Raw genomic sequence first — 25415 nt, 5'->3', positions numbered from 1 at the left:
CTGGCTCACCCGCCCCACCCGAAGGCGGCCACGATCACCATCAGCAGTGCGACCACCCCGACCGCGAGCCCCAGCGCGATCGGGAAGCGGGACGTCGGCAGGTCCTCGCCGCGTCGCATGGCCCGCTCGCAGCGCACCCAGTGGCTGATGGCGCGCAGGGCGCACAGCGCGCCGGCCGCCAGCAGAATGAGCGCCAGCGCGATCCGCAGCGGGCGGCCGGTCCCGGGGAGGAACTGGTCGACCGCGAACCCGCCGCCCACCAGCGCCATCGCGGTGCGCAGCCACGCCAGGAAGGTCCGTTCGTTGGCGAGCGAGAAGCGGTAGTCGGGGGTGCTCCCCTCCTCCCGCAGCCGCTCGGGCGCGAACCACAGCCGGATGTCCGAGAGCGCCGAGGCGCGGCCGTCGCCACGCGGCCCGGTGTGGCGGGAAGGCTCGGAGGGCCCGGAAGAGTCCGTCACCTTTCGACCTTCTCACGGCGCCACTCCACCAGCCGCCGGTACGCCTCCCACCCGTCCGGCACCCACTCCCACTCCGGCAGCCGCCGCGTCAGCTCCTCCTCGGTGAGGAACGCGTGCCAGGCGACCTCCTCGGCCTGCGGATCGACCGGCAGTTCGCAGCGCACCTCGTAGACCCGGCTCCACCAGGTGTGCTCGGGCGTCTCGTAGAGGAACGAGAACAGCGGTACGGGCGCGGGCAGCCCCCGCACCCCCAGCTCCTCCTCCGCCTCGCGCAGCGCCGCCTCGTCGTAGCCCTCGCCCGCGCCGACGACCCCGCCGACGAACATGTCGTACAGCGACGGGAAGACCAGCTTCTCGGCGGTGCGGCGATGGACGAAGATCCGGCCCTGGGCGTCCCGGGCCTGGATGAAGACGCAGCGGTGGCGGAGCCGGTGGGCCATGGCGTCACCGCGTCGGGCCCGGCCCACCACGCGGTCCCGCTCGTCCACGATGTCCAGCAGTTCGTCGGCGGAAAGCGGTTCCTGATCAGGCATACCGCCATACAAGCAGATCGGGGGCGTGGTCAGCGCCGGTGGCCCCCGCCGTAGCCGCCCCCGTACTCGCCGCCGTAGCCCCCGCCGTAGCCGTTCCCGCCGCCGTAGCCCCCGCCGTAGCCGTTGCCGCCGCCATGGCCGCCGCCGTAACCGTCCCCGTAACCGCCGCCCTGCCCCTGCCCCTGCCCCTGCCCCTGCCCCGGCCCGTACGGCCCGGAGCCGCCGTCCTGGCCGCCTTGCCTCGCCTGCTGCTCGGCCCAGCTGTCGAACGCCTCCACCGCGTCCTGCCAGTCGTCGTACTGCCCCGGTCCCCGGGACGACCAGCCCGGCCAGGACGGCGTGGAGCGGCCCTTGCCGGACGACGACGCCGGGGGCTTGTCCGGCGTGGTGTCGCCGGCCGGGGCCTGAGCGGTCGGCGCGGCGGTGGCCGGCGGCTGCGGTTCGGGCTTCTCGGCGCGGGCGCCGCGCAGCGGGGTCTCGCCCTTCGCCGCCTCGGCGTACGGGACGGCCTGGCCCTCGGGCTCGTCCGGCGCGGCCGTCGAGCTGTCGTGGCCGGAGGCGGCCGTCGCCTGACGGGCGTCCTTGCCCATGAGCATGAAGAGCGCGGTGGCCGCGCCGGTGGCCGACAGCAGAATCGCCCCGGCGGCCGCCTTGCGCCGGTTGTCCGCCGGGCGGCGGCGGGCGTGCCGGGGCCCGATCACCTCGCCGCGTAGCACCTGTGCCTCGTCCGCGGGCGGCCCGGCTTCGAGGGGCTGTGGGCCGGGCGTGATGAGCGTCGGGTTCACCACACGACGTTCGACATCGGGCCTCGGCCCTGAGTGCTCAACGGAGCGGTCAGCCATGGTCGATGATGATGCCCGTTTGGCCGAACCCTGTCCAATGTCGGTGAACGAATGTGACCCTTTCTTCCACGCCCAGGTTGCGCGGAGGAAGTTGACCATTCGGCACGGGTACGGCGGCGGCGGGAAACCGCTCCCACGCCCCGGGTTGACGCCGTACTAGCCGGTAGGCAGGATCGGCGGTCATGGCTCCGGCGGTACACCGTCGGCACACCGCCGGTGGCCGTCGGCGGGCTCACGAGAACGGGACACCACACCATGGCGTACGACGCGGATGTCATCGTGGTCGGCGCGGGGCTCGCGGGCCTCGCCGCCACCGCCGAGCTGGCCGACGCCGGCCGCAAGGTGATCCTGCTCGACCAGGAGCCCGAGCAGTCGCTCGGCGGCCAGGCCCACTGGTCCTTCGGCGGCCTCTTCCTCGTCGACTCGCCCGAGCAGCGCCGCCTGCGCGTCCGCGACAGCCACGAACTCGCCTGGCAGGACTGGCTGGGCACGGCCGGGTTCGACCGCGAGGAGGACCACTGGCCGCGCCGCTGGGCCGAGGCGTACGTGGACTTCGCGGCGGGCGAGAAGCGGTCCTGGCTGCACGCCCAGGGGCTGCGGCTGTTCCCGCTGGTCGGCTGGGCCGAGCGCGGCGGCTACGACGCGACCGGACACGGCAACTCCGTCCCCCGCTTCCACATCACCTGGGGTACCGGCCCCGGCATCGTCGCCCCCTTCGAGCGGCGGGTGCGGGCGGCCGTCGCCCGCGGCCTGGTCGAGCTGCGCTTCCGGCACCGGGTGACGGGGCTGGCCCGCAGCGCGGGCACGGTCGACACCGTCACCGGCGACATCCTGGAGCCCAGCCGGGCCGAGCGCGGCTCGCCCAGCAGCCGTGAGGTCACCGGCGCCTTCGAACTGCGCGCCCAGGCCGTGATCATCACCTCCGGCGGCATCGGCGGCAATCACGACCTCGTCCGCGCCAACTGGCCCGAGCGGCTCGGCTCCCCGCCCGAGCGGATGATCTCCGGGGTCCCGGCCCATGTGGACGGCCGGATGCTCGGCATCGCCGAGGGGGCCGGCGGACGGATCATCAACCGCGACCGGATGTGGCACTACACCGAGGGCATCCAGAACTGGAACCCCATCTGGCCCCGGCACGGCATCCGCATCCTGCCCGGCCCGTCCTCCCTGTGGTTCGACGCGCGCGGCAAGCGGTTGCCGGTGCCGCTGTTCCCCGGTTTCGACACCCTCGGCACGCTCGAGCACATCATGCGGACCGGCCACGACCACACCTGGTTCGTGCTCACCCGGAAGATCATCGAGAAGGAGTTCGCGCTCTCCGGCTCCGAGCAGAACCCGGACCTCACCGGCAAGAGCGTCCGCGATGTGATCGGCCGCGGGCGGGCCGGGGCGCCGGGCCCGGTCCAGGCGTTCATGGACCACGGCGCGGACTTCATCGTCGAGCGGTCGCTGCCGGCGCTGGTCCGGCGGATGAACGAGCTCACCAAGGAGCCGCTGATCGACGAGGCCGAACTGCGGCGGGAGATCGTCGCCCGGGACCGCGAGATCGCCAACCCCTACACCAAGGACCTCCAGGTCACCGCCCTGCGCGGGACCCGCAAGTACATCGCCGACCGCCTCATCCGCACCGCCGCCCCGCACCGCATCCTCGACCCCAAGGCGGGCCCGCTGATCGCCGTGCGGCTGCACATCCTGACCCGTAAGACCCTCGGCGGCCTCGAGACCGACCTCTCCTCCCGCGTCCTGACCGAGGGCGGCGAACCGCTGCCCGGCGTCTACGCGGCCGGGGAGGCGGCGGGCTTCGGCGGCGGCGGGGTGCACGGGTACCGCTCCCTGGAGGGCACGTTCCTGGGCGGCTGTCTCTTCTCGGGCCGTACGGCGGGCCGGGCGGCGGCCGAGGCGGTGGGGTAGCCCGGCATCGAGGCGGTGGGGTCGCCCGGCGCCGCTCCACTCGCCCACGGCCGCCGGCTCCAGAGTCTTACCGAAGTCTGACGAATCCCGGCAGGAGATGGCGCACCACCCCCGCCCGGTGCTCTCATCGATCCATGGACCCCAACACCGGTGCCGGATCGGACGGCGACGGCACGCCCGTCGGCCGGCGCCTCGTCCTCGGCATGCTGGGCCTCGGCGCGGGCGCGATGGCCGCGGCCCCCTGGCTCCAGGGCAGGCTGGAGACCGCCCTGGGCGCGGTGGCCGACAAGGACCCGACGGGGGTGACCGGACTCCTCCCCAACGGCGGCGGCTTCCGCTACTACTCCGTCACCTCCTCCGTGCCCCACAAGGACGCCGACAGCTACCGCCTCACCGTCGACGGGCTCGTCGACAAGCCCGGCGCGTACCGCCTCGCCGATCTGCGTGCGCTGCCGCAGACCCGCCTGGTGCGCGATGTCCAGTGCGTCACCGGCTGGCGGGTGCCCGAGACCCCGTTCGAGGGGGTGCGGCTGTCGGCGCTGCTCGACGCCGCCGGGGTGCGCCGAGGCGCCAAGGCGGTCCGCTTCACCTGCTTCGACGGCGCGTACAGCGAGAGCCTGACCCTCGACCAGGCGCGGCGGCCGGATGTGCTGGTCACGCTGAAGCTGCGGGACAAGCCGCTCGGCCACTCCCACGGCGGGCCGGTGCGGCTGTATGTGGCGCCGATGTACTTCTACAAGTCGGCGAAATGGCTCTCCGGTATCACCGTCACGGATGAGGTGCGGCCCGGTTATTGGGAGGAGCGGGGCTATGACGTCGACGCCTGGGTCGGCAGGTCGAACGGACGCGACGATGACCCCACCGCCTGAGCGGACGGCGGCGGCCCCGCCGCCCCGGGCCGGGGACCGGGACGGCGGCTCCCGGGTGCTCCGGTTCAGCCCCGCCGAGCGCTGGATCCACCGCACCACGGCACTCCTGCTGGGCGCGTGCGTGGTCAGCGCGGCCTGTCTCTATCTGCCCGCGCTCGCCGAACTCGTCGGACGGCGTGCGCTCGTCGTCACCGTCCATGAGTGGACCGGCATCCTGACGCCCCTCCCGGCCCTGCTCGGCCTCGTCTCCCGGGCCTTCCGCGCCGACCTCACCCGCCTCAACCGCTTCGGCCCGCACGACCGCCGCTGGCTGCGCGCGGCGCTGCGGCGCGACCACCGGCCGCAGGAGCGCCCGGCGGGGAAGTTCAACGCCGGGCAGAAGCTGTACGCGGGGTACATCGCGGGCGCGGTGCTGGTGATGGCGGGCACCGGGCTGCTGATGTGGTTCACCGGTCTGGCCCCGCTGGTGTGGCGCACCAGCGCCACCTTCGTCCACGACTGGCTGGCGCTGGCCATCGGCATCGTCCTGCTCGGCCATATCGGCAAGGCGCTCGCCGATCCGGAGGCCCGGCGCGGGATGCGCACCGGCCGGGTCGAGCGGGCGTGGGCGGCCCGGGAGCACCCGCTGTGGCGTACGGACGAGGACGCGCGGGAGCGCCGGGAGCGCCGGGAGCGCTGAGGGGGCCGCTGAGGGGGCCGCTCAGGGGGCACCGAAGCGCCGAGGACGCCGGGACTCCCGGGACGGCCACCGGGACTCCCCGGGACGGCCACCCGGACCGGGGACGCGGGCCCCAAACCGGTGGCCACGATCGCCGCGTCCACTGAACCCGCGACACCCGGTGCCATGATGCGTCGCATGCGAGAGAAAGGTGCAAGAACATCCGTTATGCGGCTTTGGCTGCATGCCGCGGTATGTCTCGCGGTGATGCTTCCGCTGAGTGGGTGCCGCATGTTCGAGTCCCCGCTGCGGCGCGGCGGGCTCTGGGTGAACCCGGACAGCCCCGCCGCCCGGCAGGCTCATGAGCGAGAACACGAGGGGAAGAACGGCGACGCCGCGCTCATCCGGCAGATCGCCCAGCAGCCCGTCGCGGAGTGGTTCGGCCCCGCGCCGCCCCGGGAACGGGCCCGCTCCATCACCGAATCGGCGGCGCGGACCGGCTCCACCCCGGTTCTGGTGGCCTATCACATCCCGTACCGCGACTGTGGCCGGTACTCGGCGGGCGGCGCGCGGAACCGCATGGCCTACCGGTGGTGGATCGAGCAGTTCACGCTCGGCATCGGCGATCGCAGGGCGATCGTCGTCCTGGAGCCCGACGCGGTGGCCCAACTGGTCGACGGCTGTGTGCCGCGCAAGCTGCGCAAGGCCCGGCTGGAGATGCTGCGCGACGCGGTCGCCCTGTTCGCCGCGCTGCCCCACGTCCGGGTGTACCTGGACGCGGGGAACCCGGGCTGGATCAAGAAACCCGCCCGGCTGGTGCGCCCGCTGCGCGAGGCCGGTATCGAGCAGGCGGACGGCTTCGCGCTGAACGTCTCCAACTTCCAGCCGACCCGCCGCACCAAGGCGTACGGCCATCGGCTCTCCACCGCCCTCGACAAGGCCCACTTCGTCATCGACACCAGCCGCAACGGCAACGGCCCGCTGCGGGACCACGGCGCGGCCCGGCACGGCATCCGGGCGCGGGACTCCTGGTGCAACCCGCCGGGGCGGGCGCTGGGCGAGCCGCCCAGCACCCACACCGGGGATCCCCTCGTGGACGCCTATCTGTGGATCAAACGGCCCGGGGAGTCCGACGGCACCTGCAACGGCGGCCCTCCGGCGGGCCACTGGTGGACCAAGTACGCCCTCGACCTGGCCCGGAACGCCCCCCACTAAGCGCTCCGCTGGGAGTGCCCCCTGACCTGCCGCCGATCGGCTGCGGCGCCGTAGTGGCCGGTCGCGCAGTTCCCCGCGCCCCTTCGGGGCGCGGACCTCGGCCGGACGGTCACAGCGCGCAGACCGGCGCCTTCTCCTTCTCCCTGTCCTTGTCCTTCGGTGGCGCGCAGGGGCTGGCCGCGTCGCGCGCCGTCGGCACCGTGCCGCGCGCCGGACGCTTCCGGTCGCGGCGCAGCAGCCCCACCGACCAGATCGCCACCGGAGCCAGACACAGGGCCAGGGCGAGCACCGCCCAGATCCGCATCACCGCATGGGTGTGCCCCAGGAAGAACGAGGCGGTCAGCGAGGAGCCGAACACCCCGGCCCACAGCAGATGGATACGGAACGTGGTGAGCCGGTCGGGGCTGGACGAGTCGCCCTTGGGCGTGACCACGAACCGGCTGGTGCGCCGCAGCAGCGCGTCGCACAGCGACTTGGCGTAGATCGGGGCGGACAGCGCCGAGAGCAGCATCCCGGCCAGCCCGCCGGAGCCCTCCGGCTCATGCGGGGAGACATTGTGCCGCCGGTTCCAGACGTACAGCCCGATCTGGAGCATCGCCGCGTCGCTGTAGAGCATCATCCACATCTCGGCCGGGATGTGGATCCCGGCGGCGCCCAGCACCAGGAACAGTGCGCACGACAGCGCGGAGAGGAGCCAGTTGACCGCGGTCATCGGGTAGTACGCGATCATCAGCGAGTAGTTCAGCAGCTTGCCGGGCGACAGGGTGAACAGGCCCTTCCAGAACTGCTTGAGCACGGTCTCGTAGGTGCCGCGGCTCCACCGCATCTGCTGGGTGAAGAAGTCCGTCCAGGTGCTCGGACCCTCGCCGACCGCGAGCACGTCGGGCGTGTAGACCGAGCGCCACTTCTTCCTGGTCGCCGGGTTGCGGTGGCGGTGCAGCTCGAAGCCGGTGGCCATGTCCTCGGTGATCGAGTCGTACAGCCCGCCGATCGAGCGCAGCGCGCTGATCCGCACCGCGTTGTTGGTGCCCACGAACATCGCGCCGCCATAGGCGTTTCCGGCCCGCTGGATCAGTGCGTGGAAAAGGAACTGCTGGCTTTCGGCGGCCTTGGTGACCGGGGTGTCGTAATTCCCGTAGACCTGCGGTCCCACCACGAAGGCGATATCCGGATCCCGGAAGTAACCCAGCATGCGCTCCAGGAAGTTGGGCAGCGGCACATGGTCGGTGTCCACACACGCCATGAATTCATAGGCGTCGCCGTGCGCGTCCAGCCAGGCGTTGTAATTCCCGTGCTTGGTCCGCGCCCGGAAAGCGCCCTTCGGCTGATTCCACTTCTCGACGCCCTTGCGGGAGAAGTGCCGTACGCCCAGCCGCTTGCACAGCGCCTTGACCTCGTCGTCGTCCCCCTCGTCGAGCAGCCAGACGTCCAGCGGTCCGGTGTGCCGGATCCGCACCGCCCCCTCCAGCGTGGCCCGGACCATCGCGATCGGCTCCTTGCCGGGCACGAAGCTGGTCAGGAACGCCACCCGGGTCCCCGGCTCGGCCACCACCGGCACCGGATCCCGCGCCACCAGCGTGGCATGGGCGTTGGAGACGACCGTGAACAGGCGAAACCCCTCGATCAGCGCGATCGAGACCAGCATCGCCAGGTCCGCGGCCCGCTGCCACCCCGGCGCGTAGTCGCGCTCCACCCAGTGGTCCGGGTGCAGCAGCCACACCAGCAGCACCGCCGAGCACACCGGCGCCGCGCACAGCAGCAGCGCGGCACGGATCCGGTGCGGCTCCTGCGCCAGCAGGCTCCGGCAGCGCACCCGGTAGGGGCGTTCCGTGGGGGCCTTGGTCAGCGGGCCCGCCAGTTCGCTGTACCGCTTGTACTCGTACACCGGAGTGGGACGGTGACGCGGGACGCGGGAATCCGACGCGGTACGCGCGGGCGGCGGGCCGGCCACGGCGCGTGCGGTGGTTTTCCGGGGGGAATCTCTGACGGGGGTCGGTGCAGACATCTGGGCACTCCCGCGGGGGCTGGCTCGAACCGAATGTCGCGCCACGATGACCCATACGGGCCATATTCTTCAGGTCATCGCGCGAGATGAGAAGGTAACAATCCCATGGGGCATGAGCGTGTACATCGGATATTCGGCGCGCCTTTGTTGACGGTCCGTAAGGCAGCCACTCCGACGGCCCAGCGGCGCGCGTCTTACGTGATTTACATCCCGCCGTCTGGCAGGGTCGGCACCGATCGAAGCCCATCGGAATACGGAGGATGGGGCGCAGTCGCCCGATGAGAGTCCTGCACATCATCTCCCGCCTCGGGGCCGGAGGAGCCGAACAGCAACTGCGGCTGCTGCTGCGCCATATGCCGGTGCGCTGTGACGTCATCGCCCTCTCGGGCCCCGGCGCCACCGCGCACGGCATCCGCGCGGACGGCATCCCGGTCACCCATCTGCCCCTGGGCGACGGGCGTGAGCGGCAGCTCACCACCGTGCCCAGGCTGGTGCGGATCATCCGGTCCGGCGGCTACGACCTGGTGCACACCCATCTGTACCGGGCGTGTGTGCTCGGCCGGATCGCCGCCCGGCTGGCCGGGGTGCGGGCGGTGATCGCCACCGAACACAGCCTGGGCGAGCGGCGGATCGACGGCCGTCCGCTCAACGCCGCCCGCCGTACTCGCTATCTCGCCGCCGAGCGGCTTGGCTCGGCCACCGTCGCCGTCTCGGCCGCCGTCGCCGACCGGCTGCGCGACTGGGGCGTGCCCAACCGCCGGATCCATCTGGTGCCCAACGGGATCGACGCCCGCCACTTCCGCTTCGAGCCGACCGCGCGGGCGGCCGCCCGCGCCCGCCTCGGCATCCCCGAACGGGCCTTCGTGGTGGGCGGGGTGGGCCGGCTGGTGGCGGACAAGCGGTTCGACACGGCGGTGCGTGCCGTCGCCGAGGTGCCGGACGCCCGGCTGCTGCTGGTCGGCGAGGGCCCCGAGCGTCCCGCGCTCGAGGACCTGGCCGCCCGGCTCGGCGTGGCCGACCGGGTCCGGCTGCTGGGGGAGCGGGACGGCGCGGTGGCCCCGGCCGACGACCGGCCCGCGGGGCTGCCCGCGCTGCTGGCCGCCATGGACGTCCTGGTCTCGCCGTCCGCCGAGGAGGCGTTCGGCCTCGCGGCGCTGGAGGGGCTCGCGGCCGGGCTGCCGGTGCTGCACACCGTCTGCCCCGCCCTCGACGAACTCCCCGACGGTGCCGCGCCCGGCGCCCGCCGCATCGCCTCCGGCCCGGCCGCCCTCGCCGCCGCCCTGCGCGCACAGGCCGCCCAGGGCCCGCTGCGCTTCCCGGTCCCGGACGCCGTCGACCGCTACGACATCGCCCGCGGCGCCCGCCGTCTGATGGACCTCTACGACCGCACCACCACCTGCGGCCCGGACGGCTGTCTGCGGGTGCCGCCGGTCAGCCGGATGCCGCGGCGCGGCGCGCCCGCGGGCTGAGACGGCCCATGTGACGGGCGCTCAGCCGCGCGGCACGGCCCCGCCGTTGCCATCGGGGGCCGGGACCAGGCCGCGCGGCAGCTCCGGCACATGCCGCGGATCGGGGCGGTTGCCGGTGCCCGCGCGGCAGGGAGAGACGACGCGGGGGAACATGCCTTCAGCGTCCCCGCCCGGAAAGCGAAAATCGAGTCAGCTCTTGCTGCCCGAGGCGTTGGCCACGCTTGATGCCGACGCGCGGTGCTCCCGCGGGCTCAGGCCGCGCTCGCGCTTGAAGGCGGCGCTGAGGGCGAACGCGCTGCCGTAGCCGACCCGCCGGGCCACCGCCGCCAGGGTGTGCTCCGGATCCCGGAGCAGATCCGCCGCGAGCGCCAGCCGCCAGCCGGTCAGATACGCCATGGGCGGCTCGCCCACCAGCGCGGTGAAGCGGCGGGCCAGCGCCGCCCGCGAGACACCCGTCTCGGCGGCGAGCCCGGCCACCGTCCACGGATGGGCCGGGTTGTTCTGCAGCAGCCGCAGGGCACGGCCCACCACCGGGTCGCCCAGCGCCCGGTACCAGCCGGGCGCCCGGCCCTCCGGCCGGGAGAACCAGGCCCGCAGCACCGAGATCAGCAGCAGATCCAGCAGCCGGTCCAGGACCGCCTCCTGCCCGGCCTCGTCCTTGACGATCTCCGCGCCGAGCCAGGGCATCAGGGGGCAGTCCCACACCTCGCCGTCCAGGGCCAGCAGCGGGGGCAGCGCGTCCAGCAGCCGCCCGCTGATCTCGCCGTCCAGCAGATAGCTGCCGATGAGCATCACGGCCGAGCCGTCCGGGCTGTTGCCCCAGGTGCGCACCCCCAGCGCCATCGCCTCGGCCAGATCGGCGCCGTCCGCCGTACGGCACACCTCACCGGGGAGGATCCACGCCTGGGGCGCGGTCGCCGGGTCGTCGGCGACCGTGTACGGATCGGGGCCGCGCGCGATCACCACGTCCCCCGGGCGCAGCCGTACCGCCTCGCCCGCGTCCGGCACCACCCACGCCTCGCCGCGCGCCATGGTCATCACACACAGCGGGGCCCGGTCCTCGATTCGCACGGCCCAGGGCGGCTCCATCACGACCCGCAGCAGAAAGGCCCCCCGGGCCCGTGGGCCGTCCAGCAGACTCGCCAGCGCGTCCATGGCGCACAGCGTAGACGCTCGCGCATGCGGTGGAGCCTCTCGGCCATGGCCCGTCTCATGGCCCGCCAGTTGACTGTCCGTATGACGACACAGCGCACGGAAACACAGCGCACGGAAACACAGCCCACGGAATCAGAGCCCACGGAATCAGAGCCCTCGCGGTCGCAGGTCACGCCTTCACGGCCCACCGGGCGCACGACCGTCCTGGTGCTCGGCGGCACCGGCAAGACCGGCCGCCGGGTCGCGGACCGGCTGAGCCGGGCCGGACACCCGGTGCGGATCGGCTCCCGGTCCGGTGAGACGCCGTTCGACTGGGAGGACCCGCGCACCTGGGAGGCCGCGCTGGACGGGGCCGCCGCCGCGTACATCGCCTACTACCCGGACGTCTGCGACCCGGGCGCCGCCGCCACCCTCCGCGCCTTCGCCGCACGGGCGGCCGAGCACGGCATCCGGCGGCTGGTGCTGCTCTCCGCCCGGGGCGTGGCGGCGGCGCTGCCCGCCGAGGAGGCGGTGCGGGTGCCGGGCGTGGCGGCGACCGTGCTGCGGGCGAGCTGGTTCTTCCAGAACTTCGACGAGGGCATTCTGCGCGACGGGGTGCTCGACGGCGAGATCGTCTTCCCGGCCGGGGACGTCAAGGAGCCCTTCGTGGACGCCGACGACATCGCCGCGGTCGCGGTCGCGGCGCTGACCGGGGACGGGCCCGGAGACCGGACGTACGAGATCACCGGGCCGCGGCTGCTGACCTTCGCCGAGGCGGCCGCGGAGATCGCCGGGGCGACCGGCCGCGCGGTGCGCTATGCGCCGGTCTCCGCCGAGAGCTACGGGGCCGCGCTGGTGCGCGACCACGGGCTGCCGGACGACCTGGGGGCGTTCCTGACCGACCTCTTCGCCACCTTGCTGGACGGGCGCAACGCGCATCTGACGGACGACGTCCACCGCGTCCTGGGACGCGCGCCCCAGGACTTCGCCGACTACGCGCGCCGGGCCGCGCGGGGCGGGGCCTGGACCGGCTGAGGCGCGGCGGACACCGCCGCCCGCCGGGGCGTCCGCCTTCCGCGAGGGGTCAGGGGAGTGGCTGTTCGGTCCAGATGCACTTCCCGTTGGACGTGTAGCGGGTGCCCCAGCGCTGGGAGAGGGCCGAGACCAGCTGGAGCCCGCGCCCGCCCTCGTCGGTCTCCGAGGCATGGCGGATCCGGGGTGTGGTCAAGGAGCCGTCGGTCACCTCGCAGATCAGCCCCTCGCCGCGCAGCAGCCGCAGCCCGATGGGGCCCTTGCCGTGCCGGATCGCGTTCCCGACCAACTCGCTGACCAGCAGCTCCGCGGTGGGGGTGAGCGGACCCAGCTCCCAGTGGGTCAGCTGGTCCCGGACGTGATCGCGGGCCTCGCCCGCGGCGATCGGCCCCTCGGACAGCGGCCATGCGGCGATGTGGTCGGGGGCGAGCGCATGGGTGCGGGCGATGAGCAGTGCCGCGTCATCGGCGGTGAGCTGCTTCTCCGGCAGCAACTCGGCCAGCACCTGGTCGCACAGCCGCTCCAGCGACGCGTTCTCGTCCCGGCCCCCGTCGCGGCCCCCGTCGCGCAGGGCATCCCCCGGACCGGGTGTCCGGGCCGCGCCGGCCAGCGCGCTCGCCAGGTGCCCCATCCCGCGGTCGATGTCCCGGGCGGCGGATTCCACCAGGCCGTCGGTGTACAGCACCAGCAGACTGCCCTCCTCCAGACTCACCTGGGTGGTCTCGAACGGCGGCTGGGCCGCGCCCAGCGGTGGATCGGGGGCGCCGCCGGCGAAGTGGACCGGGTGGCCGGGGCGTACGACGGCCGGCGGGGGATGTCCGGCGCTGGAGTAGACGCAGGTGGCGCAGGCCGGGTCGTACACGGCGTACAGGCAGGTCGCGTAGAGGTTGTCGCCCAGCTCGTTCACCACGTCGTTGAGGCGGGTGAGCAACTCGGCGGGCGGGAATTCCAGTTCGGCCAGGGTGTTCACGGCGGTGCGCAGCCGGCCCATGGTGGCCGCCTCGGACAGCCCGTGCCCCATCACATCGCCGATGACCAGGGCCACCCGGGCGCCGGACAGCGGGATCACGTCGTACCAGTCACCGCCCACCTCGATGCCCTCGCTGGCGGGCAGATAGCGTGCGGCGGTGGTGACCGAGGACAGCGACGGCAGAGCGCGGGGCAGCAGCCCACGCTGGAGTTCCTTGGCCCTGGTGTGCTCCATGTCGTACAGCCGGGCGCGCTCGATGGCCTGCGCCATCAGCCCGCTGAGCGCGGTGAGCAGGGCCCGCTCCTCCGCGTCGAGCCGGCGCGGCTCGGCGAAGGCGACCACCGAGCAGCCGATGTTCCGGCCGGAGACGATCAACGGCAGAAAGGCCCATGCCTGCTTCTGCGCCGCGGCGGGCCGCCCGGCCATGGCGGGGTAGCGCGCGATGTACTCCTCGACCGACTCGACGAAGGCCGGCGCCCCGGTGTGGTGCACTTCCGCGACCGGCGACACATCGAGGACCGGGACCCCGTCGAGCGACTCCAGGAAGGGCTGCGGATAGCCGACGGCCCCGGCGATCCGGATCACGCTGCCCTCGATGAGCTGCACCACGATCCCCGAGGCGCCGAACGGCGGCAGCACCCGGTCGGCGATGGCGTTCACCACGTCGCGCATCGTCAGCGCCTGCGCGAGAGCGTCGGTCAGCTCGCCGATCCGCGCGGTGCGCTCGGCCGCCGCGTGCTCGGCCGCGGCCCGCTCCGCCTCCCGCGCCCGGCTCGCGGTGATGTCGGCGGCGTAGACCGTGAGCCCGTTCGGCACCGGGACCAGCCGCATGGAGTACCAGCGCTGATTGGTGGGCCAGCGCACCTCGAACCCGACCGGGGTGCCGCTCTCGGCGGCCCGCCGGTAGCGGCCCCGCAGGTCCGGCTCGGCGTCGTCGACGCTCAGCCGGGTGAAGGCGTCCCACAGCGTCCGGCCGAGCGTCGTCCGAGCGGCGCCGAGCAGCCGCTCCGCCTCGCCGTTGACGAAGGTGATGCGCCAGTCGCCGTCGACCGCGAAGAACGCGTCGCTCATATGCCAGAGCGCCTGGCTCACCTGGTCGTCGGCCGGCAAAGTGGCGGTGCCGTCCCGGTCCGGGCCGGGAGGGTCCTCCCGCAGCCGTGGGCCGACCCACGCGGCCAGCGCCTCGACGGCCGCCGCCCGCTCCGGTGCGGGCCGCTCGGCCGGGACCATCAGCACCGACAGCGCGCCGGTGACCCCCTCAGCGGTGATCAGCGGAACCGCCAGCAGCCCGCTTCCGGCGGGCAGCGCCGGGCCCGTGCCGTCCCCGGCGCCCCGGGCCGGGGCCCACACCGGTGCACCCCGGGACATCGCGCGGGCCGGGGCGCTGGTGCCGTCCGGCTCGACCTCGGCCCAGTCCCGGGCGACCGTACGGATCAGCCCGTGCACCGCCGTGAGCAGCGGTGGCCGGTCGCCGGGGCCGCGCAGATGCACCATGCCGCCGAGACCGCCGGTCTCCGTCACGGCGTGGTCGAGTGCGAATCCGAGCAGATCGGGACCGCTCAGGCCGTCACCCGCCTCGGTGATCACGCGTATCCGTGCGGCGATGGCCTCGTCCATGCCCATGGGGAAAATTTACTCCCTCGGCGGTGCATTCCAGATAATGCGCTAATTCATCGGGCGGCGGTCCACCGGGGTCAGCGGGGACCAGACGGGCAGTGTGCTGCGGCGCGGGCCCGACCAGGGGGCCGGGACCGCGTCGATGTCCCGCGCCAGCCGGTAGGCGAGCGTCTCGTAGTTGACCCGCCAGCCGCGGAAGTGCGCTTCAGCCCGCTCACCGCGGCCTCCAGCAGCCCGTAGCCGATCATGAAGGAGAGCAGCCGGCCCAGCAGGGTGATCACGATGGACACCGGCGCCACCGGGGCCGGCACCCGGTCCACCGCGCATCCGTTCCGCCCACGTCATTTCGTGAACATCTCGGGGTGCTCGCGGACGAACTCCCGCACCCCGGTCGCGGGCCTTCCCGTGATCGTCTCGATGTCGTCGGTCCAGCGGTCGTAGCGGTTCTCCGCGTGCAGCCGCGCCATCGTGGCCAGGTGGTCGAAGAGGTGGCCGGGCAGGCCCAGCGCCTTCAGGTCGTGGTTGACCCAGGCCTCGTAGGAGACGTCCACATAGGAGACCGGCCGGCCGAGCGCGTCGGCGAACTCCTCGGCCATGGTGGTCATGTCGACCGAGGCCGGGCCGGTCAGATGGTAGGTCCTGCCGATATGGGAGGAGGGGTCCACCAGGATCGCCGCCACCACCGCGGCGACGTCCCGCGCCGCGACCGGCGAGGTGCGCCCGGTGCCGAACGGCAGCCGGATCGTGCCCTCCTCGGCGATGGAGCGGTAGGCGAAGTTCGTGAAGATCGGATTCTCCATGAAGATGGTGGGCCGGAGATGGGTGACCGGCAGCCCGGACCAGTCGAGCGCCTGCTCGGCGAGCCAGTGCTCCCGCTGCTGCGTCGATTCCGAGGTGCTGGTGAGATCCATCTGGGAGACCGTCATCTGCGACATGTTGACCAGCGCGTCCAGCCGCGCGTAGTCGCGGGCGACCGCCGCCGTCGTCACCGTCGCCTCCAGGTACTTCGGCGAGACGCTCATGCCGAAGTACATCCGCCCGCAGCCGTCCAGCACGCGGGCCACATCCGGGGCCCGGGTCAGATCGCCCGCCACCACCTCCGCGCCCGTGGCGCGCAGGGCCTCGGCCCGCTCGCCCTCGCGGTGGACCATGGCGCGCACGGGCAGCTCGCGCCGCCGCAACTCCTCCACCACGGTGCGGCCGACGGCCCCGACGCTCCCCGCGGCGCCGGTCACCAGGATCGGTGGACCGGGCATGGCTAGGACACCAACTTGTCGAGCGTGATGGGCAGTTCGCGGATCCGGACCCCGGTGGCGTGGTGCACGGCGTTGGCGATGGCCGCGGCGGTGCCCGTGATGCCCACCTCACCGAGGCCCTTGGCCCCCATGGGGTTGGTGTACGGATCGGACTCGTCCAGCCAGTGGGCCTCGACCGAGTGCACATCGGCGGCGGAGGCGATGTGGTACTGGGCGAAGTCCTGGTTGACCACATGGCCGAACCGCGGGTCCAGCACACTGTGTTCGTACAGCGCCATCGAGATCCCCTGGGTCATCCCGCCGATCAGCTGGGAGCGGGCGGTCTTGGGGTTGATGACCCGGCCCACGTCGAACATCCCCAGCAGCCGGGCCACCCGCACCTCGCCGGTGTCCTCGTCCACCCGTACCTCGGCGAACTGGGCGCCGAAGCTGTGCATCGCATGGCGCTCGGCCTCCGGATCGCCGCCGGACAGCTCCGCGGTCACCTCCAGCCCCTCCGGCGGCGCGATACCGCCGTGCTCGGCCTGGAGCCGGGCCCGCATCCGGTCCGCCGCCTCCCAGATCGCGATGGACCAGCTGTTGATGCCGGCCGAGAACCCGGCGACCGACGCGGCCGGCAGCGCCGAGTCCCCGATCCGCATCTCCACCTGCCCTACGGGTACGCTCAGCGCGTCCGCGGCGATCTGGGTGAGCGCCGTCCAGGTGCCGGTGCCCAGGTCGGCGGCGGCGATCCGGACCGTGTAGTGGCCGTCCGGGGCGAGCCGGATCGTGGCCGCGTTGCCGGGGAAGCGGGGGGAGGGGTACGTCGAGGCGGCCACGCCGGTGCCCACCAGCCAGCGCCCCTCGCGGTGTGAACGGGGGACCGGATCGCGCCGGTCCCAGCCGGCCCGGCGGGCGCCCTCGCGCAGACAGTCCGTCAGATGGCGGCTGGAGAACGGCAGCCCGGACTCCGGATGCACCTCCGGCTCATTGCGGATCCGGAACTCCACCGGGTCGAGACCGCAGGCGATCGCCATCTCGTCCAGCGCCGACTCCAGCGCGAACATCCCCTGCGCCTCGCCCGGCGCCCGCATGATCGTGGGCACCGGGACATCCAGCGGGGCCAGCCGGTGGGTGGTGCGCCGGTGCGGCGCCGCGTACATCATCCGGGAGCAGACGGCCACCTGCTCCGCGTACCCCTTGGCCTTGGCGGTCTGCTCGATCACCTCGTGGCAGAGCGCGGTCAGCCTGCCGTCCCGGCCGGCGCCCAGCCGGATCCGCTGGATCGACGCCGGGCGGTAGCCGACCAGGGCGAACATCTGCTGCCGGGTCAGCGAGAACTTGACCGGCCGCCGGACCATCCGGGCCGCCATCGCGGCGAGCACGGCGTACGAATGGGGGTAGACCTTCGAGCCGAAGGCGCCCCCGACATGCGGGGAGATCACCCGCACCCGCCCCGGCTCAAGACCCAGCACCCCGGAGATCAGGGCCTGGCTCATGGAGGCGCCCTGGGTGGAGCAGCGCACGATCAGCTCACCGTCCAGCCAGGTGACGACGGCGGTGTGCGGTTCCATCGGGTTGTTGTGGTACATCGGCGTGGCGTACGTGGCGTCCACCATGGTCGGCGACGCGGCCAGCGCCGTGTCCACGTCCCCCAGCGCGCTGTCGGCGGGCGAGCCGTCCTGGAGCTCTCCGCCGCCCGAGCCGAAGGCGGCGGCGTGCACCGGGGAGTAGAGGTCGCCGCGGTCGGCGCGCAGCACCACATCGGGGGGCCGGCTCTCGTAGTCCACGCGGACGAGCCCCGCCGCGCGGCGCGCGGTCTCCAGGCTCTCGGCGACCACCGCCCCGATGAACTGGCCGCGCCAGGCGACCTCGTCGGACTGCAGCACCGCGAGCTCCGGATCCTCCGGCCGGGTCAGCGTGGGCGCGTTGAGATGGCTGAGCACCGCCAGCACCCCCGGCTCCGCCTCCGCGAGCGCGCCGTCCAGCCCGGTGACCCGCCCGGCGGCGATCGTGGACTGCAGCGGATACAGATAGACGGGCTGGTCGAGGGGCCATTCATAGGCGTAGGTGGCGGTGCCGGTGACCTTCTGCGCCCCGTCGATACGGTCCATCGGGGTGCCGATGGCGCGGGGGCGTGCCGTGACGTCGCTCATCGCGCCTCCTCCAGCAGCTCCAGCAGGGTGCTGACCATCGTGTTCAGGGCGAGCGGGACCTTGAAGGCGTTGCCCGGCAGCGGTCGCGCCGCGACCAGCTCGGCGGCGGCCGCGTCCACGAAGCTGCCCCGCGTGGCGGGCGCGCCGCGCAGCATCGCCTCGGCCGTGGTGGCCCGCCAGGGCTTGTGCGCCACCCCGCCCAGCGCGATGCGCGCGTCCCGTATCGCCCCGCCGGTGACCTCCAGCGTGGCGGCGACCGAGACCAGCGCGAAGGCGTACGAGGCACGGTCGCGCACCTTGCGGTAGCGGGAGCGGGTCGCGGAGTGCGGGGGCGCCAGCTCCACCCCGGTGATCAGCTCGCCGCGCCGCAGGACGGTGTCGCGCTCGGGGGCGTCCTCCGGCAGCCGGTGCAGCCGGGTCACCGGGATCCGCCGCTCGGCGGCCGGGCCGGCCACCGTCACCACCGCGTCCAGCGCGGCCAGTGCGACGGCCATGTCGGAGGGGTGGGTGGCCACACAGGAGGGGGAGGCGCCCAGGATCGCCATATCGCGCTGATAGCCCTGCGCCGCCGAGCAGCCCGAGCCCGGTACGCGCTTGTTGCAGGGCGTGGTGACGTTCTGGAAGTACGGGCAGCGGGTGCGCTGCAGCAGATTGCCGCCGGTGGTGGCGAGGTTGCGCAGCTGGCCCGAGGCGCCCGAGAGCAGCGCCTGGGAGAGCACCGGATAGCGCCGCCGGACCCGCGGGTCGGCGGCCAGATCGCTGTTGGGCACCGCCGCGCCGATCCGCAGACCCCCGTCGGGCAGCTCCTCGATCCGGTCCGAGGTGAGCCGCCGGACGTCGATCAGCACCTCCGGGGTCGTCACCTCGAGACGCATCAGATCGACCAGATTGGTGCCCCCGGCCAGATAGGCCGCATCGGCCTCCCGCACCAGGGTGGCGACGGCCGCCGGTACCTCATCGGCGCGTTCGTAGCGAAAGGGCTTCATCGGTGCGCCACCTCCGCGATCGCCGGGACGATGTTCGCGTACGCGGCGCAGCGGCACAGATTGCCGCTCATCCGCTCGGCGATCTCCTCGTCGTCGAGCACCACATCGGTGGCGCCCGGGTCCTTGCTCACCGCGCTGGGCCAGCCCTCCCCGGCCTCCTGGAGCATCCCGGCGGCCGAGACGATCTGACCGGGCGTGCAGTAGCCGCACTGGAAGGCGTCATGGGCGATGAACGACCGCTGGAGCGGATGCAGCTCACCGTCGGCGAGCCCGGCCGCCGTGACGATGTCCGCGCCCTGGTGGGCGACGGCCAGCGCGAGGCAGCCGAGGATCCGGCGGCCGTCGAGCAGCAGGGTGCAGGCGCCGCACTGTCCGTGGTCGCAGCCCTTCTTGGGGCTGGTGTTCCCCAGCCGTTCGCGCAGGGCGTCCAGCAGCGTCGTGCGGGTGTCGACGGTGAGGCGGTGCTCGGTCCCGTCCACTCGGAGCTCGATCTCCAGGTCCATGGTCCCTACCCTTGATCGTCGTCCTTCGGAACGTCACGCGGCACCCCCATTCTCGGACATATGGGCGCTGATCGCCCGTTCGGCGGTATGGTCACGCCGGAACTCCGTACCGATACGGGCCGCGGCCCACGCCCGGCCGACACCGGTGGACCAGACCGCGGCCCGGGGCCAGGACCTCCTTCAGGTGCGCTGGATCACGGCCTCCAGATGGGGCAGATAGTGGTCCATGCGGTCCCGCTTGGTGAGCAGATACGGGAGGTTCTCCTGGTGCGGAGTCATCAGCAGCGGCACCTGCTCGCTGACCCGGACGCCGTGCCGCAGCAGCGCGTCCCGCTTCTGGGGGTTGTTGGACAGCAGCCGCACGGAGCGCACCTCGAGGTCGTGCAGCACATCGGCCGCCACCTTGTAGTCGCGGGCGTCCGCCGGCAGGCCGAGGGCGAGGTTGGCCTCGACGGTGTCCAGCCCCTCGGACTGGAGCTTCATCGCCTGGAGCTTGGCGAGCAGCCCGATCCCGCGCCCCTCATGGCCCCTCAGATACACCAGGACGCCCCGGCCTTCGGCCACGATCGCCTTCAGCGCGGCGGAGAGCTGGTCGCCGCACTCGCAGTGACGGGAGCCGAACGCGTCTCCGGTGAGGCACTCGGAATGCAGCCGGGTAAGCGCTTCCTCCCCGCCGACATCGCCGTATACCAGCGCTATTTGTTCATCACCGCGCACGAGGTCCCGATAGCCGATCGCGAGAAAGTCGCCATGGGTCGTGGCCAGCCGGACATTCACCACTCGTTCGACATCCGAGGTGCGGGCGTCGACATCGAACACGCCATCACTTTCTGTCATGTCCCGATCTTATCTGGAAAACCACCGCCCTTGTACAGGAGAATGGGAAAGCCACAGCAACAAGCTGTCCGGCCGACACATGAAAGGTTCACGAGATATGAGCGGTTCGGGAACGCGCCCGCAGGCCGGCATGGTGTTGCCGACACGGACGACGGAGGAAGTGCGGGCCGACCGGGCCGATGTCGCCGTTCTTCCCGTGGGCAGCTTCGAACAACACGGCGCATTTCTCCCACTGGTGACCGACACGGTCATCGCCTGCACGGTCGCAGGGCAGATCGCGGCCGCGTACCCGGTGCTCCAGCTGCCCCCGGTGACGGTCTCCTGCTCCCATGAACACGCCGCCTGGCCAGGCACGGTGTCGATTTCCGCGGCCACCCTCTACGCCGTCGTCCGCGATATCGCGGACTCACTCAGGCGCTCGGGTATACGCGGTCTGATTCTGGTGAACGGACACGGCGGAAATTACGTACTGCGCAACATCGTTCAGGAATCCGCGGGCACGGACTTCCGCATGGCGCTATTCCCCGGATCGGCCGACTGGGAGACCGCAAGGACACGCGCCGGAGTACGCACCCCGAGCAACAGCGATATGCACGCGGGCGAACTGGAGACATCGATCCTCCTGCATGCCCATCCGGAACTCGTAAGGCCCGGTCATGAAACCTCCGACTGGATATCCGACGATCGGAAACATTTGCTCACCCTCGGTATGTCCGCCTATACCGAGTCCGGGGTCGTCGGCCGTCCGTCCAGGGCGTCCGCGGATAAGGGAAGGGAACTCCTGGCCGGGCTCGTCGACTGCTTCGCCGAGTATCTTTCCCTGGTCGGTGCCGAGAAGGAGGCGTGATGACCTTCCTGGAGACGGAAGAGGCGTGGGAGCGGCTGCGCTCCGTCCGGACCGAGGCGGCCGCCGGGGCCGCCGGTCTGGTCCGGGGCCCGGACGGCCGGTGGCGGTGGAGCGAGGCCGCCTCGCCGGAGGCCCGGCTCCTGGTCGACCGCTATCTCCCGCTGTGCCTGGCCGGGCCGCGGCTGACCATCGCTCAGCTCGGCCAGAGCCTGGACGGGTTCATCGCCACCCGCACCGGCGACGCCGATTACGTCACCGGCGAGGAGGACCGCCGCCATCTCCACCGGCTGCGCGCCCTCGCCGACGCGGTGGTCGTCGGGGCCGGCACCGCACTCGCGGACGACCCCCAGCTGACCGTGCGCGCGTGCGCGGGCGCCCACCCGGTGCGGGTCGTGCTCGATCCGCGCGGACGGGTGCCGCTCGACCGACGGGTGTTCACCGATGGCTCAGCTCCGACCCTGTGGGTGGTGGGCACCACCGGTGAGCGCCGGCCGGCGCCGCCGGACGGCGTGGACGTGCTGACGCTCGACGACCCGGACGCCTTTGCCCCCCACCACCTGGTGCGGGCGCTTCGGCGGCGCGGACTCGGCCGGGTACTCGTCGAGGGCGGCGGCGTCACCGTGTCGCGCTTCCTGCACGCGCGGGCGCTGCACCGGCTCTACGTCACCGTGGCCCCGGTCCTGCTCGGCGACGGCATCCCCGGGCTGCGCTTCGACGGGACGACGGTCATGCGGGACGCGCTCCGCCCGCCGGTCCGCCGCGACACCCTCGGCGAGGACACCCTCTTCGAACTCGACCTGTCGGCCGCGCAGCCGGCCGTAACCCTGGACGGCCAGCACCACGGCACCGGGGAGGCTCGCGGCGAAGGTGAGCACCCCGTAGACCACGGCCACGGTCAGCCCCTGACCGGCGCCGAGGCCCGCGGCGCCGAAGGCCCAGGCGGTCACGCCCTCGCGGGGGCCCCAGCCGCCGACGTTCAGCGGCAGGGCCATGGCGATCAGGGCGAGCACCATCAGGGGCAGCAGCTCGGTCAGCGGAGCGTCTGACCCCGCCACCCGCGCGGCCAGTACGAACGTCGTCAGATGCCCGGCCAGCACCACCACCGAGGAGATCACCACCCCCGGCCAGCTGCCCCGGGCCAGCAGCCCGCGGCGCGCCTCGACGAGCGCGCCGCGGACCGCGCCCCGCCGCCCGGCCACCGGCGCCGCGTGGCGGCGGCGCCGGACGGCCACCACCGCGAGGAGCGACAGGACGCCCCCCGCGGCCAGTGCCCATGCCGTGGCCGGTCCGCCGATCAGCCGACCGGTGTGTTCCAGGGCCAGGGACGGGTGGGCCAGCAGAATCGCCACCCCGACCGCGATCAGCACCACCTGGCCCGCGACCCGTTCCAGCACCACCGCGCGCACGCCCCGGCCGACATCCCCCGCGTCCCGCCCGTGCCGCACCGCGCGGTGCACATCGCCGAGCACCCCGCCGGGCAGCGCGGCGTTGAGGAACAGCGCGCGGTAGTAGTCGGCGACGGCGGGGCCCAGCGGCAGCCGGATCCGCAGCCCGCGCGCCACCAGGCACCAGCGCCAGGCGCTGAAGACCGTGGTGAGCAGGCCGAGGCCGACCGCAGCCAGCAGGGTGAGCCCGTCGATGGTGCGCAAGGCCCCAACGAAGGCCCCGGTGCCCAGCCGCCACAGCACCACCCCGAGGATGGCGACGCCCGCGGCCGTCCCGAGCCGGGCCCGCAGCGCGCCGGTCACGCGGCCGCCCCCAGCGTGCGGGGCGCGGGCAGCGCCAGCAGATCGTGGTGGTGCACCACCACCCGCAGCGCGCCCGCCGCGGCGATCGCCAGCCGGCGGCGCAGATACGCCTCGGCGTGCGCGCCGAGCTCCGGCCGGTGCTCCACGGCCGCGCCCACCCAGCCCCGCAGCCACTCGGCCGTCAGCGCGGAGTGCTCGGCGCCCAGCACCCAGGGGCTGGCGTGGGTCCGTACCGTCGCGCCGTGCCGGGCGAACGCCTCGGAGGCCACCGCCATCGCGTCGGGGCCCACCAGACCGCCGCGCCGCTGATGGGCGTTGAACGCCTCGGTGATCTCGGCGTCCATCGGGTCGGCCGGGGCGAGCTCGACCCGCCCCACCACGGACAGCGCCAGCAGCGCCGGGCACTCCGCCTCGGCGCAGGCCGCGGCGATCCCGTCCACCTCCTCCGGGGTGAGCACGTCCAGCAGCGCGGACGCCGTCACCAGCGAGGCGCCGTCCAGCGTGCTCGCGGTCAGCCGGGAGAGGTCGCCGCGCCGCGTCGCGATGGTGATGCGGCTGCCGTCGGTGGCCGCCCGGGGCATCCGCACCGCCGCCCGGTCCAGCAGCTCGGGGTCGCGGTCGTGCAGGATCCACAGCTGCGGGCCGCTCAGCCGGGGCGCCAGCCAGCGGCCCATGGAGCCGGTGCCGCAGCCCAGGTCGTGGATCACCAGCGGCGGGCCGGCCAGCTGGGGGGCGAGCGCCTCGAGGAGTTCGGGGGAGCGGGCCGCCGCGTCGGCGCTCTCCCGCAGCTCCAGCCAGTCGGGGGTGTAACGCGGTACGTCGGTCGTCTTCACGCGGCCCTCCGCGGTTCGTCTCGGAGCTGTTCCAGCGCACCGGCCAGATTGCGGGTGGTGTTCTCCCACCCGGCCAGCGCGGTGCGCCGCTCGTGCGCGGCGGCGGTGAGCCGGCGGCGCGCACCGGGGTCGCCCAGCCAGCGGCGCAGCGCCGCCGTGAGGGCGTCGGGGTCGTCCGGGTCGACGAGGATGCCCGGCACCCTGCCGTCGGGCGCCTGCCCGACCGCCTCCGGGACCCCGCCGACGGCCGTGGCCAGCACCGGGATCCCCCGGGCGAGCGCCTCGGTCACCGCCATGCCGTAGGTCTCGGCGTACGAGGCGAGCACCATCGCGTCGGCGGAGGCGTAGCCGGTGTCCAGCTCGGCGCCGGTCCTCGGGCCGAGCAGATGCACCCGGTCGGCCACGCCCAGCTTCTCGACCAGCTCCCGGAGCCGGTCGGCGTACTCCGGGTCCTGCGCGAGCGATCCCACGCAGTCGCAGCTCCAGGGCAGGTCATCGATCCGCGCGAGCGCCTCGACCAGCCGCAGCTGCCCCTTGCGCGGGGTCACCGAGGCCACGCACAGCAGCCGTGAGCCGTCGCCGCCCGAGGAGGCGAGCGGTGCGATGTCGGCGCCGGGCGCCGCCACATGGACCCGGTCCGGGACCAGCCCATGCAGATCCACCAGCCGCCCGGCCGCCCAGGCGCTGGTGGCCACCACCGTCCGCACCGCGCGCAGCGTCCGGCCCTCCAGCGCCCTCAGATCCTCGGCCCGGCCGGGTGCCAGCCCCGTCTCGTCGCCCAGCGGCAGATGCACCAGCACCGACAGCCGCAGCCGCTGGGCCTGCGGAACGACGATGTAGGGGAGCGCACAGGCCACCAGCCCGTCGAGCAGGACGAGCGTGCCGTCCGCCAGCGCGGTCAGCAGCCGGGCCAGCTCGGCGCGGGCCGCCGGGCCCGGCTGGGGCCAGTCGCCCGCGATGGCGTGCTCCTCGACCCGCCAGCCGGAGCCGGGCAGATCCCGGCAGATCCGCCGGTCGTAGACGTTGCCGCCGCTCGGCGCGGCCGGGTCGGCCACGCCGCCGGGCATCACGAAGTGCACCGTGCGCGGTGCGGCCGGGCTCATAGGGCACGCTCGTAACTCGCCCAGGCGATATGCGACTCGTGCAGGGTGACGGTGATCCCGGACAGGCCCCGGGCGCCCTCGCCCAGCGCCCCCGAGCCCACCCGGTCGGCGAGGCGGTCGGCGATCACCTTGGCGAGGAACTCGGTGGAGGTGTTGATCCCCTGGAAATCGGATTCGTCGTCGAGGTTGCGATAGCTGAGCGCGCCGCACACCTCCCCCAGCTCACGGGTGGCCAGGCCGATGTCGACGACGATGTTGTCGTCGTCCAACTCGGCACGGCGGAAGGTGGCGTCCACGAGGAACGTCGCCCCGTGCAACCGCTGCGCGGGTCCGAAGACCTCGCCGCGAAAACTGTGAGCGATCATGATGTGATCGCGAACGGTGATGCTGAACAACGGATGACCCTCCAGATACGGCGCGTCGGGCCCTCGGCCGGGGCACGCCCACTAGTACG

General features: G+C 73.3%; 22 protein-coding genes and 2 pseudogenes. 8 read left to right on the top strand and 16 right to left on the bottom strand.

Annotation, left to right across the window (positions count from 1 at the left end; all coding sequences use genetic code 11):
• Window positions 1-5: 5 nt before the first annotated feature.
• The 3 genes from NP777_RS25735 to NP777_RS25725 all read right to left on the bottom strand — a co-directional run bounded on the left by NP777_RS25735 (window position 6) and on the right by NP777_RS25725 (window position 1776).
• Entirely contained in the window at window positions 6-377 is a 372-nt protein-coding gene (locus NP777_RS25735; protein ID WP_256652664.1) for a YidH family protein, read from the bottom strand.
• A 77-nt stretch (window positions 378-454) separates the two neighbouring features.
• Window positions 455-991, bottom strand: a complete 537-nt coding sequence (locus NP777_RS25730) for an NUDIX domain-containing protein (RefSeq protein WP_256652565.1) — start codon at window positions 989-991, stop codon at window positions 455-457.
• A 29-nt stretch (window positions 992-1020) separates the two neighbouring features.
• Window positions 1021-1776, bottom strand: a complete 756-nt coding sequence (locus NP777_RS25725; RefSeq protein WP_256652564.1) for a hypothetical protein — start codon at window positions 1774-1776, stop codon at window positions 1021-1023.
• A 312-nt stretch (window positions 1777-2088) separates the two neighbouring features.
• Between NP777_RS25725 and NP777_RS25720 the strand changes: the two genes are divergently transcribed.
• From NP777_RS25720 to NP777_RS25705, 4 genes are all read left to right on the top strand, one after another.
• Complete coding sequence (locus NP777_RS25720) at window positions 2089-3744, top strand: FAD-binding dehydrogenase (protein WP_256652563.1); 1656 nt, start codon at window positions 2089-2091, stop codon at window positions 3742-3744.
• A gap of 134 nt (window positions 3745-3878) precedes the next feature.
• Window positions 3879-4613: a molybdopterin-dependent oxidoreductase gene (locus NP777_RS25715; protein WP_256652562.1), complete on the top strand. Its 735-nt coding sequence runs from the start codon at window positions 3879-3881 to the stop codon at window positions 4611-4613.
• A complete protein-coding gene (locus NP777_RS25710; RefSeq protein ID WP_391858574.1) occupies window positions 4597-5292 on the top strand; it encodes a cytochrome b/b6 domain-containing protein in 696 nt (231 codons plus the stop codon). The genes NP777_RS25715 and NP777_RS25710 overlap by 17 nt, the downstream gene beginning before the upstream one ends.
• 177 nt (window positions 5293-5469) lie before the next feature.
• Window positions 5470-6486, top strand: a complete 1017-nt coding sequence (locus NP777_RS25705; protein ID WP_391858573.1) for a glycoside hydrolase family 6 protein — start codon at window positions 5470-5472, stop codon at window positions 6484-6486.
• Window positions 6487-6595: 109 nt separating this feature from the next.
• Here the strand turns inward: NP777_RS25705 and NP777_RS25700 are convergent, their stop codons facing one another.
• Window positions 6596-8491, bottom strand: coding sequence for a glycosyltransferase family 2 protein (locus NP777_RS25700; protein WP_256652559.1), 1896 nt, complete (start codon window positions 8489-8491; stop codon window positions 6596-6598).
• A gap of 278 nt (window positions 8492-8769) precedes the next feature.
• Here NP777_RS25700 and NP777_RS25695 point away from each other — a divergent pair, with 278 nt between their 5' ends.
• The gene (locus NP777_RS25695; protein ID WP_256652558.1) at window positions 8770-9960 is read left to right on the top strand and encodes a glycosyltransferase; all 1191 of its coding nucleotides are present in this window, start codon (window positions 8770-8772) and stop codon (window positions 9958-9960) included.
• Between the two features lie 21 nt (window positions 9961-9981).
• On the opposite strand, the gene NP777_RS25690 is transcribed toward NP777_RS25695, so the two are convergent.
• Window positions 9982-10113: a hypothetical protein gene (locus NP777_RS25690; RefSeq protein WP_256652557.1), complete on the bottom strand. Its 132-nt coding sequence runs from the start codon at window positions 10111-10113 to the stop codon at window positions 9982-9984.
• 36 nt (window positions 10114-10149) lie between these two features.
• Window positions 10150-11115 (bottom strand): AraC family transcriptional regulator, encoded by a 966-nt coding sequence (locus NP777_RS25685; RefSeq protein WP_256652556.1) that lies wholly within the window; start codon window positions 11113-11115, stop codon window positions 10150-10152.
• A gap of 207 nt (window positions 11116-11322) precedes the next feature.
• Here NP777_RS25685 and NP777_RS25680 point away from each other — a divergent pair, with 207 nt between their 5' ends.
• On the top strand, window positions 11323-12129 hold the full coding sequence (locus NP777_RS25680; RefSeq protein ID WP_308405219.1) for an NmrA family transcriptional regulator: 807 nt from the start codon (window positions 11323-11325) through the stop codon (window positions 12127-12129).
• Between the two features lie 49 nt (window positions 12130-12178).
• Here NP777_RS25680 and NP777_RS25675 read toward each other — a convergent pair whose 3' ends face one another.
• From NP777_RS25675 to ribA, 6 genes are all read right to left on the bottom strand, one after another.
• Window positions 12179-14719: a SpoIIE family protein phosphatase gene (locus NP777_RS25675; RefSeq protein WP_256652554.1), complete on the bottom strand. Its 2541-nt coding sequence runs from the start codon at window positions 14717-14719 to the stop codon at window positions 12179-12181.
• A 335-nt stretch (window positions 14720-15054) separates the two neighbouring features.
• On the bottom strand, window positions 15055-15969 hold the full coding sequence (locus NP777_RS25670) for an NAD(P)H-binding protein (RefSeq protein ID WP_256652553.1): 915 nt from the start codon (window positions 15967-15969) through the stop codon (window positions 15055-15057).
• 2 nt (window positions 15970-15971) lie between these two features.
• Window positions 15972-18104, bottom strand: coding sequence for a xanthine dehydrogenase family protein molybdopterin-binding subunit (locus NP777_RS25665; RefSeq protein WP_256652552.1), 2133 nt, complete (start codon window positions 18102-18104; stop codon window positions 15972-15974).
• The gene (locus NP777_RS25660) at window positions 18101-19090 is read right to left on the bottom strand and encodes an FAD binding domain-containing protein (protein ID WP_256652551.1); all 990 of its coding nucleotides are present in this window, start codon (window positions 19088-19090) and stop codon (window positions 18101-18103) included. The genes NP777_RS25665 and NP777_RS25660 overlap by 4 nt, the downstream gene beginning before the upstream one ends.
• Complete coding sequence (locus NP777_RS25655) at window positions 19087-19593, bottom strand: (2Fe-2S)-binding protein (RefSeq protein ID WP_256652550.1); 507 nt, start codon at window positions 19591-19593, stop codon at window positions 19087-19089. The genes NP777_RS25660 and NP777_RS25655 overlap by 4 nt, the downstream gene beginning before the upstream one ends.
• A 180-nt stretch (window positions 19594-19773) precedes the next feature.
• Window positions 19774-20430: a GTP cyclohydrolase II gene (gene ribA, locus NP777_RS25650; protein WP_256652549.1), complete on the bottom strand. Its 657-nt coding sequence runs from the start codon at window positions 20428-20430 to the stop codon at window positions 19774-19776.
• Between the two features lie 97 nt (window positions 20431-20527).
• Between ribA and NP777_RS25645 the strand changes: the two genes are divergently transcribed.
• Both NP777_RS25645 and NP777_RS25640 read left to right on the top strand, forming a co-directional pair.
• Window positions 20528-21277, top strand: a complete 750-nt coding sequence (locus tag NP777_RS25645; RefSeq protein WP_256652663.1) for a creatininase family protein — start codon at window positions 20528-20530, stop codon at window positions 21275-21277.
• Window positions 21277-21912: pseudogene (locus tag NP777_RS25640) on the top strand (RibD family protein); the annotation flags it as partial. The gene NP777_RS25645 and the pseudogene NP777_RS25640, both read left to right, overlap by 1 nt.
• 276 nt (window positions 21913-22188) lie before the next feature.
• On the opposite strand, the pseudogene NP777_RS25635 reads toward NP777_RS25640, so the two are convergent.
• The 4 genes and pseudogenes from NP777_RS25635 to NP777_RS25620 form a co-directional block, all read right to left on the bottom strand.
• A pseudogene (locus tag NP777_RS25635) lies at window positions 22189-22965 on the bottom strand (lysylphosphatidylglycerol synthase transmembrane domain-containing protein); the annotation flags it as partial.
• 56 nt (window positions 22966-23021) lie between these two features.
• Window positions 23022-23858 carry a class I SAM-dependent methyltransferase gene (locus NP777_RS25630; protein ID WP_256652548.1) on the bottom strand — a complete coding sequence of 279 codons (837 nt, stop codon included), beginning with the start codon at window positions 23856-23858 and terminating at the stop codon, window positions 23022-23024.
• On the bottom strand, window positions 23855-24961 hold the full coding sequence (locus tag NP777_RS25625; RefSeq protein ID WP_256652547.1) for a glycosyltransferase family 4 protein: 1107 nt from the start codon (window positions 24959-24961) through the stop codon (window positions 23855-23857). Before NP777_RS25625 ends, NP777_RS25630 begins: the two co-directional genes overlap by 4 nt.
• The gene (locus tag NP777_RS25620) at window positions 24958-25356 is read right to left on the bottom strand and encodes a 6-pyruvoyl trahydropterin synthase family protein (protein WP_256652546.1); all 399 of its coding nucleotides are present in this window, start codon (window positions 25354-25356) and stop codon (window positions 24958-24960) included. Before NP777_RS25620 ends, NP777_RS25625 begins: the two co-directional genes overlap by 4 nt.
• Window positions 25357-25415 lie beyond the last annotated feature (59 nt).

The sequence above is a fragment of the Streptomyces rugosispiralis genome, assembly GCF_024505145.1.
GTDB lineage: Bacteria > Actinomycetota > Actinomycetes > Streptomycetales > Streptomycetaceae > Streptomyces > Streptomyces rugosispiralis.
Note: the sequence above shows the minus strand (reverse complement) of the source record. Positions and strands in the feature narration are given on the sequence as shown.

Excerpts from the sequence above, each read along its gene's own strand:
- NP777_RS25655 (WP_256652550.1), bottom strand. The coding sequence starts at position 19,593 with ATGGACCTGGAGATCGAGCTCCGAGTGGACGGGACCGAGCACCGCCTC.
- NP777_RS25710 (WP_391858574.1), top strand. The coding sequence starts at position 4,597 with ATGACCCCACCGCCTGAGCGGACGGCGGCGGCCCCGCCGCCCCGGGCC.
- NP777_RS25715 (WP_256652562.1), top strand. The coding sequence starts at position 3,879 with ATGGACCCCAACACCGGTGCCGGATCGGACGGCGACGGCACGCCCGTC.
- NP777_RS25645 (WP_256652663.1), top strand. The coding sequence starts at position 20,528 with ATGAGCGGTTCGGGAACGCGCCCGCAGGCCGGCATGGTGTTGCCGACA.
- NP777_RS25720 (WP_256652563.1), top strand. The coding sequence starts at position 2,089 with ATGGCGTACGACGCGGATGTCATCGTGGTCGGCGCGGGGCTCGCGGGC.
- NP777_RS25705 (WP_391858573.1), top strand. The coding sequence starts at position 5,470 with ATGCGAGAGAAAGGTGCAAGAACATCCGTTATGCGGCTTTGGCTGCAT.
- NP777_RS25675 (WP_256652554.1), bottom strand. The coding sequence starts at position 14,719 with ATGGGCATGGACGAGGCCATCGCCGCACGGATACGCGTGATCACCGAG.
- NP777_RS25685 (WP_256652556.1), bottom strand. The coding sequence starts at position 11,115 with ATGGACGCGCTGGCGAGTCTGCTGGACGGCCCACGGGCCCGGGGGGCC.
- NP777_RS25695 (WP_256652558.1), top strand. The coding sequence starts at position 8,770 with ATGAGAGTCCTGCACATCATCTCCCGCCTCGGGGCCGGAGGAGCCGAA.
- NP777_RS25660 (WP_256652551.1), bottom strand. The coding sequence starts at position 19,090 with ATGAAGCCCTTTCGCTACGAACGCGCCGATGAGGTACCGGCGGCCGTC.
- NP777_RS25625 (WP_256652547.1), bottom strand. The coding sequence starts at position 24,961 with ATGAGCCCGGCCGCACCGCGCACGGTGCACTTCGTGATGCCCGGCGGC.
- ribA (WP_256652549.1), bottom strand. The coding sequence starts at position 20,430 with ATGACAGAAAGTGATGGCGTGTTCGATGTCGACGCCCGCACCTCGGAT.
- NP777_RS25665 (WP_256652552.1), bottom strand. The coding sequence starts at position 18,104 with ATGAGCGACGTCACGGCACGCCCCCGCGCCATCGGCACCCCGATGGAC.
- NP777_RS25700 (WP_256652559.1), bottom strand. The coding sequence starts at position 8,491 with ATGTCTGCACCGACCCCCGTCAGAGATTCCCCCCGGAAAACCACCGCA.
- NP777_RS25730 (WP_256652565.1), bottom strand. The coding sequence starts at position 991 with ATGCCTGATCAGGAACCGCTTTCCGCCGACGAACTGCTGGACATCGTG.
- NP777_RS25690 (WP_256652557.1), bottom strand. The coding sequence starts at position 10,113 with ATGTTCCCCCGCGTCGTCTCTCCCTGCCGCGCGGGCACCGGCAACCGC.
- NP777_RS25670 (WP_256652553.1), bottom strand. The coding sequence starts at position 15,969 with ATGCCCGGTCCACCGATCCTGGTGACCGGCGCCGCGGGGAGCGTCGGG.